Genomic DNA, 11654 nt, shown 5'->3' with positions numbered 1-11654 from the left:
GATTCTGCTCCGGTTCGACCGCCCGCACCGTCCGGTCGCCGAGAATTCGATCGAGCGACGGCGGATGGTGGCCCCGACGACGCCCGACGGGCCGCGACGCCGCCGTTGGTAGCGTGTCGGGTAGCCGTCCCGTTCGACGGAGTCGGAACGGATGAAGGCGGTCAGAAGCCATGGGCTGCAATGAGTACTGACGACGTCGACGTCCTGGTCATCGGCGCCGGCCTGGCCGGCCTGCGGTGCGCGGGCGTACTCGCGGCGGCCGGCCGTGACGTCCGGGTGTGGGAGGCCGCCGACGACGTCGGTGGCCGGGTCCGCACCGACGTGGTCGACGGCTTCCGCTGCGACCGCGGTTTCCAGGTGCTCAATCCCGCCTACCCGGAGCTGAGCCGTGCCGTCGACGTCGACGCGCTGCGGCTGCAGGGGTTCGGGCCGGGCGTCGGCGTGCGGCGCGACGGCGGGTCGACGGTGTGGGTGCACCCGCTGCGCTCCCCGACGCGGGTCCCGGCGATGCTGGCCCGCCGCGGGCTCGGACCGCGCAACCTGCTGTCGGTGGCCCGCTGGGCGGCGCCCGCCCTGCGGCCCCGCGCGCTGAAGTCCACGGCCGCCGACACCTCGATGCGCGCCGCACTGGACGACGCGGGCGTGCGCGGCGAACTGCGGCGGGTGATCGACCGCTTCCTGGCGGGCGTCCTCCTCGAGGACTCCGGCGAGACCTCGAACGCGTTCGTGCTGCTGTTGCTGCGCATGTTCGTCCTCGGTGTCCCCGCGCTGCCGGCCGAGGGCATGCACGCCCTGCCCCGCCTGCTCGCCGAACCGCTCGGCGGTCGAATCGACCTGCAGCACAACGCCGTCGAGACCTCACGCGACGGCGACGGGTGGCGCGTGACCGGCCCCGGCGGGTCCATCCGCGCCCGGCACGTCGTGATCGCGACCGACCCGGCGACCGCCGCTGGCCTGGCGGGGCTGCCCAAGCGACGCATGCGCGGGGTGGTGACGGACTGGTGGGCCGCCGACGAGGCGCCGACCGACTCGCCGATGCTGTGGGTCGACGGTCGCCCCCGCGCGACCGGACCGGTGCTCAACACCGCCGTCATCAGCGCGGCGGCGCCCACCTACGCCCCCGCGGGGCGCCATCTGATCGCCGCCTCCGCGCTGATCGGCGCGGACGGCAGCGAACCCGAGGAGTCCGTGGTCCGCCGGCACGCGGCCGAGATCCTCGGCTCCGACGGCACGCGGTGGACGCGGCTGACCCGGCACGTGGTTCCGGGTGCGCTTCCCGCGCAACCTCCGCCGCTGACGGTGCGGCGACCGATCCGCCTCGCCGACGGCCGGTGGGTCTGCGGCGACCACCGCGACACCGCCTCCATCCAGGGCGCTCTCGTCAGTGGCCGACGCACCGCCGAGGCACTGCTGCTCGTGCGCCGCTGACGGTCAGAGGGCCCACGCGAGCGCGAGGCCGGCCGCGCACGCCGCGACGGCGAGCAGCAGCGATACGGACGCGTTGAGCAGGGCCAGGACCCGCTTGCCCTGTTGGATCAGCCGGACGGTCTCGAAGCTGGCGGTGCTGAACGTCGTGTATCCGCCGCAGAATCCGGTCCCGAGCACCGTCTGCCAGGCAGGCGACCCGCCGTCGAACAGCACGATGCCGGCGAGGACGCCCAACAGCAGTGACCCGGAGACGTTGATGATCACCGTGGCCCACGGGAACGGCGATCGCCACCGTTGCTTGATCGCGAAATCGAGCCCGAAGCGAGTGACCGCACCGGCGGCGCCGGCGAGGAACGTCAGGAGCGCGATCACGACTGCTGCGCCCTGATCCGCGCCGCCAGCACGATGCCGCACCACGCGGCGAGGACGCCACCGACCACGCTGCCGAGGCCGTATCCGATCGCGGTCCACGGGTGACCATGGCGAGCGAGCTGCACGACTTCGAGCGCGAAGGTGCTGTAGGTGGTGAACGCACCGCACAGTCCGGTGCCCGCGCAGAGCCGGCTGCGTTGCCGCCACCCCGAGTCGTCGCCGAGCCGCGCCAGTCCCTCGAGAAGTCCGCCGAGCACGAACGCGCCACTCAGGTTGATCAGGAACGTCGCCCACGGCCATGCGCTCGGGTCGTGTGGCAGCAGCTCTTCGACGAGGTATCTCACCGCGGTGCCCACCACGCCGCCGGCGAACACCAGCGCCCACGTCGACGGCCGGCGATGCAGCGGCCGCGAGACGTCGGCGTCGGGGTCTGACGGGAGTTCGGCGTGCTTGTCGACGCCGTCCCGCTCGCCGCTGGGTCTGCCGCTCACGGTCACCTCGTCTCGAGCGGTTCCGTCACCACGTCGCGAGGACTCTACCGATGTTTCGGACCGCACCCGAGGTCGCCAGGGGAGCCGTTTGTAAGCCTAGCCTCACTTAACTCGTCGGTGTACTGTCCCCCGCCATGGAGAGGTCACAATCGGAGTCGGTCAGCGCTGCGCTGAGCGAGATCCTGCGCGAGGACATGAACGTCGACATCAGCCGCGTGACGCGAGAATCCCGTCTCATCGACGACGTCGGGCTCGACTCGGTCGCGTTCGCCGTCGGCATGGTCGCCATCGAGGACAAGCTCGGTGTCGCGCTCACCGAGGAAGACCTGCTCAGCTGCGACACCGTGGGTGAACTCGAGGACGCGATCCTCGCGAAGGTGCCTGCGGCGCCCAGCAACTCGTGAACGTCCTCGCGTCCGCTCTGTCGGAGGCGATGACGGCGTCACCCAACGTCCTGGCCGTTCTCGACGCCGACCGCAGCGCGTGGCACCGCCATCCGTGGGCGGAGGTGCATGCCCGCGCGGAGAACGTCGCCGAACGCATCGCCGACGACGGCGCCCGCGCCGTCGGGCTGGTGGGTGAACCGACCGTCGAGTTCCTCGCCGCCATCCCCGGGACGTTCTTCGCCGGCGCCGCGCTGTCCATCCTGCCGAGCGCCGTGCGCGGTGCCGACGCCGACCAGTGGGCGCAGACCACGCTCGCCCGGCTGCGCGCCCTCGACGTGCGCACGGTGTTCAGCCACGGCCCGCAACTCGACCTGCTGCGCGACCGCGACGCGTCGATCACCGTGCACGACGTCACCGAGGTCGCCCACGACCGCCGCTCCACCACCTTTCACGGCCCCGACGGCGGCGACGTGGCCATCCTGCAGGGCACCGCCGGCTCGACCGGAACCCCCAAGGCCGCCCGCATCTCACCTGTCGCGGCGCTCGCGAATTACCAAGGGCTGGTTCGGCACGTCGACGTCGACCACAACAGCCGTGCGCACAGCTGGCTGCCGATCTACCACGACATGGGGCTGGCCTTCCTGATGACGAGCGCCCTCGCCGGTGCCGACCTTTGGCAGGCACCGACCTCCGCGTTCGCGGGCAACCCGTTCGGCTGGCTCACCTGGCTCACCGAGAGCCGCGCCACGATGACAGCGGCCCCGAACATGGCCTACAACGTCATCGGCAAGTACGCGAAGATCGTCGGCGACGACGTCGACCTGAGCCACCTCGGGTTCGCCCTCAACGGCGGCGAGCCCGTCGACTGCGACGGCACCCGGCGCTTCGCCACCGAGATGGCCCGCGTCGGCTTCGACGCGAAGGCCCTCGCCGCGTCCTACGGTCTGGCCGAATCTACTTGTGCGGTCACCATTCCCGCGCCATTCTCCGGCCTGGAGGTCGACGAGCCGTCGGTGCGCACCGACGGCGGCGACTCGACCCGCCGGTTCGCCGTCCTCGGCGACGCCATCCCCGGCATGGAGGTCCGGATCAACCCCGATGCCGCACGCGAGACCGAGGTGCTGGGCCGTGACGTCGGCGACGTCGAGGTGCGGGGCACGTCGCTGATGACCGGTTACGTCGGCGAGGCGCCCATCGACCCGACGCAGTGGCTCCCGACCGGCGACATCGGCTACCTCGTCGACGGCCGTCTGGTGGTGTGCGGTCGCGCCAAGGAACTGATCACCGTCGCGGGCCGCAACGTCTTCCCCACCGAGATCGAGCGGATCGCCGCGCGGGTGGACGGCGTCCGCGAGGGTGCGGTGGTCGCGATCGGCACCGGTGAGTCGTCGGCCCGCCCAGGCCTGCTGATCGCCGCCGAGTTCAAGGGCACCGACCAGCCCGCCGCGCGCAGCGAGGTGGTGCAGTTGATCGCGTCGGAGTGCGGCGTGGTCCCCGCCGACGTCGTGTTCCTCGAACCGGGCACGCTGCCGCGCACGTCGTCGGGCAAGTTGCGCCGCCTGGAGGTCAAACGAAATCTGGAGGGAGCACCGCGATGACGGCCACCCAGACACCGTCGGTGCAGGACTACGCCGAGCTGCTCGAGCACGTCTTCGACGACCGCGTCACCAAGTGGACGGCGCGCGCCGAGGAGATCGAGCACTTCCCCCGCGAACTCATCGAGTACCTCGGCAGCAGCGGCGTCTTCGCCGCCAAGTGGCCGGCGGGGCAGCAGAACTCGGACGTGGCGAAGGTCATCGCGCTGGCTCGCAAGCTCGGCCACCTGGGGTCCGCGGGCATCGGAGTCGGTGTCGGACTGCACGACTCGGCGATCGCGATCCTGCGCCGCTTCGGCAAGTCCGACTACCTCAAGGAGATCGCCGAGCAGGCCATCCGCGGCGAGGCCGTGCTGTGCATCGGCGCCTCCGAGCAGTCCGGCGGATCCGACCTGCAGATCGTCGGCACGGAGGTCCGGACCGAGGGTGACGGCTTCCGCGTCACCGGGATCAAGAAGTACGTCTCGCTGTCCCCCATCGCCGATCACGTCATGGCCGTGGCCCGCAGCGTCGACCACGACCCGAACAGCAAGCACGGCAGCGTCGTCGTCATCGCCGTGCCCCTCGCGCAGTGCGAGGTGCAGACGCCCTACCGCAAGGTCGGCGCCGGACCGCTCGACACCGCCGCGGTGCACATCGACACGTGGGTGCCCGCCGATGCACTGGTCGCCCGTGCCGGCATCGGGCTGGCCGCCATCTCGTGGGGCCTTGCCCAGGAGCGGATGTCGGTGGCCGGGCTGGTGTCGTCGTCGGCCCAGCGCGTACTCGGAATCACGTTGGCGCGGATGATGACCCGTCGCCAGTTCGGCCACACCCTCTACGAGCACCAGGCGCTTCGATTGCGGATGGCCGACCTGCAGGCGCGCGTCGACATGCTCCGCTACGCGCTCGACGGCATCGCCGCGACCGGCAAGCTCGACCTGCGCGCCGCCGCGGCGATGAAGGTCAGTGCCGCCCGCCTCGGCGAGGAGGTGGTCAACGAGTGCATGCACATCTTCGGCGGCTCCGGCTATCTGGTCGACGAGACGCCACTCGGACGCTGGTGGCGTGACATGAAGCTGGCCCGCGTGGGCGGCGGCACCGACGAGGTGCTCTGGGAGTTGGTCGCCGCGGCGATGAAGCCCGACTACGACGGCTACGCCGAGTTCGACCAGCTCCCCTGACACCTCGTTTTTCTCCCGCGAGCAGACGTGAACTCCCCTCTTCCGGCACGAATGAGGGGAGTTCACTGGAGCCGCTTGCGGACTGCTCGCGCGAAGAACGTAACGCCGTGGAACGCTCTAGCCGAGGGGCTTGGGGGCGTCCTCGGGCGTGCGGGGCAGCGCGTAGAGCGCCATCCGACGGTTGGCCATGTCGTGCTCGCCGAGGAACGTACAGCCGGCCCACTCGCACACCGCGCGGGCACCGGCGTTGCGGTGGTCGGGGTCGAACATGATGCGGCGGCAACGGGGTTCGAGTTCGAACAGGCTCGCCATCACGCGCGGCAGCAGGATGGGCGCGAAGCCCTTGTTGACGAACTTCAGGTCGGCGATCGCGGCGTGCACGCCCAGGTCGTGCGGGTCGCAGTCATACCGCGGCGCGATCGAGTCCTTGGCGGCGCGATACACCTCCAGGTATGCGATCTGCTGGCCCTTGAAGCTCCCGACGAACGGCCGCGAGTACTCACCGGCGAGTTGCGCGCGCAGGAAGTTCCGCCACCAGCTCGGCGGGTTGTCGTACTCCCACGCCTCGGCCAGGTGCGGGCGGTTCATCCACTCGGAGATCAACTCGGCGTCGGCGTCCGGGTCCGCGGGCCGGAAGTGATACGGCTCCGCCAGCACGGGCGTCATCGGCGCGGGGACGGCGCGCACCTCGTCGGTCAGCGTCGTCAGCTCACGCGGCAGGACGGGGACGGGGTCATCGATTTCGGTCATCTCGACGCCGAAGCCTACCGGACCAGATAAGGGTAGGTTTGCCTACCTTGGGCTCAGCGGCTGCGAAGGAACATCCGCGCGTCCCACGCCGCGAGGTCCAGCGCCGGCGAGTCGAGCACGTCGGGCGTGCCCGCCAGATTGCCCAGCACCAGCCGGGCCCCGAGCCACTCCGTGCCGACGTCCACCGACCGCGGTCGGCGCCCGCAGTTGACGATCACCAGCAGCGCCTCGTCATCGGTGGCGCGGACGTAGGCCCATACGTGGGGGTCGTCCTGAAGCAGCGGCGTGAAGTCGCCGTCCGCCAGCACGGGCACCTCGTGCCGCAGGGCGATCAGCGACCGGTAGTGGGCGAACACCGAGTCCGGTGCACGGACCTGCGCCGCGGCGTTCAGCCAGACGTGGTTGGGGTTCACCGGCAACCACGGGTCACCGGTGCTGAAGCCGGCGGCGGGTCCCGCGTCCCACTGCATGGGCGTGCGCGCGTTGTCGCGGCCGAATCGCGCGAGACCGGTCAGCGCGGCCGCGGTGTCGCCGCCGTCGTCGGTGACGGTGCGGTAGAAGTTGCGCGCCTCGAGGTCGGCGAAGTCCTGTTCGGAGCCGAACGGATAGTTCGTCATTCCCAGTTCCTCGCCCTGGTAGACGAACGGCGTCCCCCGCATGCCGTGCAGCACGGTGCCCAGCGCCATCGCCGACGCGGCCCAGAACTCCGGATCGTCGTCGCCGAACCGGGACACGACGCGCGGCTGGTCGTGGTTGTTCCAGTAGAGGCTGTTCCACCCGACGTCGGCCAGGGCGGCCTGCCACCGGTGCAGCGATCGCTTGAGCACCACCAGGTCCAGGCCCGCGTCGACGTACTTGTCCGCCGGGTCCTGGTCGACCGACATGTGCTCGAACTGGAACACCATGTTCAACTCGGCGCGCGCGGGATCGGTGTAGAGGCGGGCCTGTTCGGTGGTGACGCCGGGCATCTCGCCCACCGTGACGAAGTCGCCGTCGCGCCCGCCGAAGACCGTCGCGGTCATCTCGGCGAGGTACTCGTGGACGCGTGGCCCGTCGGCGAACTGCTCCAATGCGCCCACGAACCGCTTGCCGGGCACCGGTGTGGCGTCGGGCAGCCCGTCGCGCTTGGAGATGAAGTTGACGACGTCCATGCGGAAGCCGTCGACGCCGCGGTCGAGCCACCAGGACATGGTGTCGTGCACCGCGTTCCGGACCTCGGGGTTCTCCCAGTTCAGGTCGGGCTGCTTGGGGTCGAACAGATGCAGGTAGTACTGGCCGGTCGCCTCGTCCCAGGTCCACGCCGACCCCGAGAACATCGACGCCCAGTTGTTGGGCTCCGCGCCGTCCCTCGCGTCGCGCCAGAGGTACCAGTCCCGCTTGGGTGACTCGCGGGACGACCGCGACTCGACGAACCAGGGATGTTCGTCGGAGGTGTGGTTGACCACCAGGTCCATCACCAGCTTCATGCCCCGCCGGTGCACCTCGGCGAGCAGGTCGTCGAGCTGGGCCAGCGTGCCGAACATCGGGTCGACGTCGCGGTAATCGCTGATGTCGTAACCGTTGTCGACCTGCGGCGAGGGATAGACCGGCGACAGCCAGATCACGTCGACACCAAGGGCGCTCAGGTGGTCCAGCCGGGCAATGATGCCGCCGAGGTCGCCGATGCCGTCGCCGTCGGAGTCCGCGAAGCTGCGGGGATAGATCTGGTAGACGACGGCCGTCTTCCACCATGCGTCGTTCACGGTCGCCCCTCTATCACGTTGCGGTACACGGAGACATAGCGATCCACCATCGTACCGACGGCGAAGCGGCTCGCCGCATGGTCGGCGATCGCGCGGCGGTCGAGGCCGGCGGCGGCGTCGACCGCCGACACCGCCCCGTCGACGTCGTCCACCAGGAAGCCGGTGACCTGGTCGGTGACGAGTTCGGGCATCGACCCTCGCGGGAAGGCGATCACGGGTGTCCCACAGGCCATCGCCTCGACGACGCTGTAGCCGAAGGGTTCCTCGAAGTCGATCAGGTGGAGCAGTGCCCGCGCCCCGCCCAGCACCTCGGCGCGGTGCGCGGCATCGACGGAACCGAGGTAGCGCACCCGCTCGCCATCGACGTGCGGTTCGACCTCGGCGTGGAAGTAATCCTCGTCCTGGATTATCCCCGCGATGTCGAGGCGACGACCGCATCGTCGTGCGACCTCGATGGCGTCGGCGGTGCCCTTGTCGGGGTGTATCCGGCCGAAGTACAGCAGGTGCTCACCGGGGCTGGGGTGCACGGCGAAGCCGTCGAGGTCGATGCCGTGGTGAATCGTCGCGGCGTAGTGCAGCTTTGGATGACGGTCGGCGTCGCTGATCGACACGTAGGCCGTGGTGGCGTCGTATCGTTCGTAGACGGGCACGATGCGCTCCGAGGAGAAGCCGTGAATGGTGGTGACCACCGGCGTCGTGACCAGATCGCCGTACGTCAGAGGCAGGAAGTCGAAGCCGTTGTGGATCACGTCGAAGTCCGCGGCCCGCTCGAACACCGAGGCGACGTGCAGGCATTCGGCCACCTTGGCGTCGATCGACGGATCCTCGGACCACCCGCACGGCGACGTCGACCGAAGTTCGGCCGTCGTGACCGAATCCGCGGTGGCGAACAACGTGACGTGATGGCCCGCCGCCACCAGACCCTCGGTCAGCAATGACGCGAACTGTTCCCATGGCCCGTAGTGACGCGGCGGCGTCCGCCAGGCGATCGGAGACAGTACGGCGACGCGGAGCGGGTCGCGGGTCGGGCCGGTGGAGGGGATGGGGTCAGCGTACGCGGGGGACCCGGTGTGCCCGGCCTACGTCCCCAGCAACATGATCCCCGCGGTGATCAGCGCCGCCACCTTCGCCACCTCGAACCCGACGTACGCGAGGTGCGCAATCGAGCGGGCCCGCTCCTCACCCGCCAGCACCGACGCCGTCCGCTTGGCGAGCATCGGCCGAATGAGCACCGTCTGGATCAGCAGCGCCGCCACGGCCGCGGTGATCGACACGCTGATCCCCGTGGAGGTGTCATGGGTGAACAGCGTCGCGGCGATCACGACCGCGAGCACCAGTTCGCAGAAGTTCAGCGCGCGGAACACCAGCCGTCCGATCCCGAGACCGAGCTGCGTCGTCACCCCCGGCGCTCGGAACTTCAACGGCGCCTCCAGGAACGAGATGGCCAGGACCATTCCCAGCCACACGAACACCGCGCCGACCGCCACGCGCGAACTCAGGTCCACCGCGGCAGCCTACGGCAGGCGACGGTCCTCGCGGGTGTGCAATCCTGGACCCGTGGCCGACGTCGGTGACCGCGATCGCGTCGCGGAACTCGTTCGATGGGAGGACGCGGGCGCCACCTGGCAGGTGGTCGCACGGACCCGTCACGGCGTGACGATCGCCCTGCTGCGCTGCGACGGCGCCGAGGAGGTCGACCGGTTCACCTCGGACGATCCCCGCCTGCTCGCCTACGTCGACCGCTAGGGCGTCGTCACAGCCCGCGCTTGCGGCCGAACGACGTGGTGCCGTTGCGGCGCACCATCGCCACGGTGGTGGCGATCCTGCCGCGGTCCAGGTCCGGTTCGAGGCCGGCGCCCACGCGGTGCAACTGGTCGGTGTGCCAGCTCAGTTCGAGGATCCCGTCGAGCGACTTGAGATCCACGAACTTGCCGAGGACGCCGCGCAGTCCCGCCCGGACCCGGTGCACCGTCAGCTGGTCGGATCGTCCGGTCAGGATGGCGTCGGCGGCGTCGGTGGTGGTCACGGTCGGTCGGCCCAGTCCGATGACGTCGCACTCGCCTGCGGCCACCGCCTCCGCCATCGCGGCGCGGGACCGGAAGCCGCCGGTCACCGCGATCGGGACGTCGCCGACGACGGCGCGCACCGTGTGGGCGTACTCCAGGAAGTACGCCTCGCGCGCCTTGGTGCTGTCCGCGGCGGCACCCATCATCGCGGGTGTCTCGTAGCTCCCGCCGCTGACCTCGATGAGGTCGAGTCCTTCTCCGGCGAGGGCGGCGAGCACGCCGCGGGACTCGTCCTCCGTGAAACCGCCGCGCTGGAAGTCCGCCGAGTTCAGCTTCAGGCCCACGGCGAAGCCCGGCGAGACGCGAGCCCTGACGCGGCGCACCACCTCGAGCAGGAAGCGCATCCGGCGCTCGGGGTCGCCGCCCCATTCGTCGTCCCGTTGATTGGACAGGGGCGAGAGGAACTGCGCCACCAGATACCCGTGGGCACCGTGGATCTGGACGCCGTCGAAGCCTGCCGTCTCGCACACCGCCGCGGCCGTCGCGAAGCGCTCGATGACGTCCTCGATCTCCGCCGACGTCAGTTCACGGGGTGTCGGCGAGCCCGGCAGGGTGAGCGGGATCGCGCTCGGCGCCACCGGCCGGTGCCCCAGCGCCAGCGGGTTCGACTGCCGCCCCGGATGATTCAGCTGCACCCAGATCGGCACGCCGCCGTCCTTGGTGGCCTTCGCCCAGCGGGACAGCGCGTCGAGGTCGCGCTCGTCCTCGATGACGACGTTCCCGGGTTCGCCCAGCTGGGTGCGGTCCACCATGACGTTGCCGGTGACCACCAGGCCGTAGCCGCCGTCGCTCCACGTCGAGTAGAGGCGTTCCAGCCGGTGGTCGGGAGCGTGGGCCGAGTTCCCCAGCGCCTCGCTGAGCGCGGCCTTCATGATCCGGTTGGGCAGCACCTGCCCGCAGGGCAGTGTCAGCGGCTCGTGCAGGGATGTGTGCTGGGCTGGGGTGGTCATGTCGCCTTTCGAACGTGCGGACGCCGGTGGCGGGCGTCTCGGTATACCGACTGGTATAGCGGTCCCGGCCACCGTAGTAAACCGATTGGTATATTGCAAACATGCGCGTACGGGAACGACTGACCACTGCCACCGCCGCCCTGATGCAGCGCCACGGGGTGGCCGGGACCGGCATCGCCCAGATCCTCGACACCAGCGGCGTGACCCGTCGATCGATCTACCTGAACTTCCCCGGCGGCAAGGCCGAGTTGGTCGCCGCGGCAACACGGTCCGCAGGCGAGGAGATGACCACGACGGTGCGGGAGTACGTCGACGAGCCGAACCCCGTCGCCGCCTTCGCCCACATGTGGAGCGACGTGCTGATCGGCAGCGACTTCGAGGGCGGCTGCCCCATCACCGCCGCTGCGTGCAGCGGCGACGAGTCCCCGGACGCGCGGGTGGCGGCCGCCGACGTGTTCGCCGACTGGGGCCGGCTGATCGCGGAACGACTGGCGCGCGACGGGATCGCCCAGGACGTGGCGCAATCGCTGGCGACGACGGTCGTCGCCGCGCTCGAGGGATCGGTGATCCTGTGCCGCGCCGCCCACTCGACCGCTCCCCTCACCCAGGTGGCCCACCACCTCGAGGAGCTGATCGCCGCGAACCGGCCCCCGGCGGTGTAGCGTCCACGTACACCAATCGGTTTACCACGCGCACCACGGCGAAAGAAGG

The 11654-nt window shown here is 70.4% G+C and carries 13 protein-coding genes; 6 read left to right on the top strand and 7 right to left on the bottom strand.

Annotated features, from left to right (window positions below; genetic code table 11):
* Positions 1–180: 180 nt before the first annotated feature.
* Entirely contained in the window at positions 181–1428 is a 1248-nt protein-coding gene (locus tag AC1MEY_RS03540; protein WP_480229349.1) for a flavin monoamine oxidase family protein, read from the top strand.
* A gap of 3 nt (positions 1429–1431) precedes the next feature.
* Here the strand turns inward: AC1MEY_RS03540 and AC1MEY_RS03535 are convergent, their stop codons facing one another.
* Positions 1432–1800, bottom strand: coding sequence for a fluoride efflux transporter FluC (locus tag AC1MEY_RS03535; RefSeq protein ID WP_480229348.1), 369 nt, complete (start codon positions 1798–1800; stop codon positions 1432–1434).
* The gene (gene crcB, locus AC1MEY_RS03530) at positions 1797–2291 is read right to left on the bottom strand and encodes a fluoride efflux transporter CrcB (RefSeq protein WP_480229347.1); all 495 of its coding nucleotides are present in this window, start codon (positions 2289–2291) and stop codon (positions 1797–1799) included. Before crcB ends, AC1MEY_RS03535 begins: the two co-directional genes overlap by 4 nt.
* A 134-nt stretch (positions 2292–2425) precedes the next feature.
* Between crcB and AC1MEY_RS03525 the strand changes: the two genes are divergently transcribed.
* Genes AC1MEY_RS03525 through mbtN form a run of 3 tightly spaced genes read left to right on the top strand, consistent with a single transcriptional unit; the run spans position 2426 to position 5435 of the window.
* Positions 2426–2695, top strand: a complete 270-nt coding sequence (locus AC1MEY_RS03525; protein ID WP_480229346.1) for an acyl carrier protein — start codon at positions 2426–2428, stop codon at positions 2693–2695.
* Positions 2696–2724: 29 nt separating this feature from the next.
* Positions 2725–4275: a long-chain-fatty acid--ACP ligase MbtM gene (mbtM, locus tag AC1MEY_RS03520; protein WP_480229345.1), complete on the top strand. Its 1551-nt coding sequence runs from the start codon at positions 2725–2727 to the stop codon at positions 4273–4275.
* Positions 4272–5435, top strand: a complete 1164-nt coding sequence (gene mbtN, locus AC1MEY_RS03515; protein ID WP_480229344.1) for a mycobactin biosynthesis acyl-ACP dehydrogenase MbtN — start codon at positions 4272–4274, stop codon at positions 5433–5435. The genes mbtM and mbtN overlap by 4 nt, the downstream gene beginning before the upstream one ends.
* A 117-nt stretch (positions 5436–5552) precedes the next feature.
* Here the strand turns inward: mbtN and AC1MEY_RS03510 are convergent, their stop codons facing one another.
* The 4 genes from AC1MEY_RS03510 to AC1MEY_RS03495 all read right to left on the bottom strand — a co-directional run bounded on the left by AC1MEY_RS03510 (position 5553) and on the right by AC1MEY_RS03495 (position 9432).
* A complete protein-coding gene (locus tag AC1MEY_RS03510) occupies positions 5553–6185 on the bottom strand; it encodes a GNAT family N-acetyltransferase (protein WP_480229343.1) in 633 nt (210 codons plus the stop codon).
* A gap of 53 nt (positions 6186–6238) precedes the next feature.
* Complete coding sequence (locus AC1MEY_RS03505; RefSeq protein ID WP_480229342.1) at positions 6239–7927, bottom strand: glycoside hydrolase family 13 protein; 1689 nt, start codon at positions 7925–7927, stop codon at positions 6239–6241.
* The gene (locus AC1MEY_RS03500; RefSeq protein ID WP_480229341.1) at positions 7924–8862 is read right to left on the bottom strand and encodes a glycosyltransferase family 4 protein; all 939 of its coding nucleotides are present in this window, start codon (positions 8860–8862) and stop codon (positions 7924–7926) included. Before AC1MEY_RS03500 ends, AC1MEY_RS03505 begins: the two co-directional genes overlap by 4 nt.
* A gap of 144 nt (positions 8863–9006) precedes the next feature.
* Complete coding sequence (locus AC1MEY_RS03495) at positions 9007–9432, bottom strand: hypothetical protein (RefSeq protein WP_480229340.1); 426 nt, start codon at positions 9430–9432, stop codon at positions 9007–9009.
* Between the two features lie 52 nt (positions 9433–9484).
* Here AC1MEY_RS03495 and AC1MEY_RS03490 point away from each other — a divergent pair, with 52 nt between their 5' ends.
* The gene (locus AC1MEY_RS03490; RefSeq protein ID WP_480229339.1) at positions 9485–9673 is read left to right on the top strand and encodes a hypothetical protein; all 189 of its coding nucleotides are present in this window, start codon (positions 9485–9487) and stop codon (positions 9671–9673) included.
* Between the two features lie 7 nt (positions 9674–9680).
* Here the strand turns inward: AC1MEY_RS03490 and AC1MEY_RS03485 are convergent, their stop codons facing one another.
* On the bottom strand, positions 9681–10943 hold the full coding sequence (locus tag AC1MEY_RS03485) for an NADH:flavin oxidoreductase/NADH oxidase family protein (protein ID WP_480229338.1): 1263 nt from the start codon (positions 10941–10943) through the stop codon (positions 9681–9683).
* A 101-nt stretch (positions 10944–11044) separates the two neighbouring features.
* Between AC1MEY_RS03485 and AC1MEY_RS03480 the strand changes: the two genes are divergently transcribed.
* Positions 11045–11605 (top strand): TetR/AcrR family transcriptional regulator, encoded by a 561-nt coding sequence (locus tag AC1MEY_RS03480; RefSeq protein ID WP_480229337.1) that lies wholly within the window; start codon positions 11045–11047, stop codon positions 11603–11605.
* The last annotated feature ends 49 nt before the right edge of the window (positions 11606–11654 follow it).

The sequence above is a fragment of the Mycobacterium sp. PTI7 genome, assembly GCF_056679845.1.
Note: the sequence above shows the minus strand (reverse complement) of the source record. Positions and strands in the feature narration are given on the sequence as shown.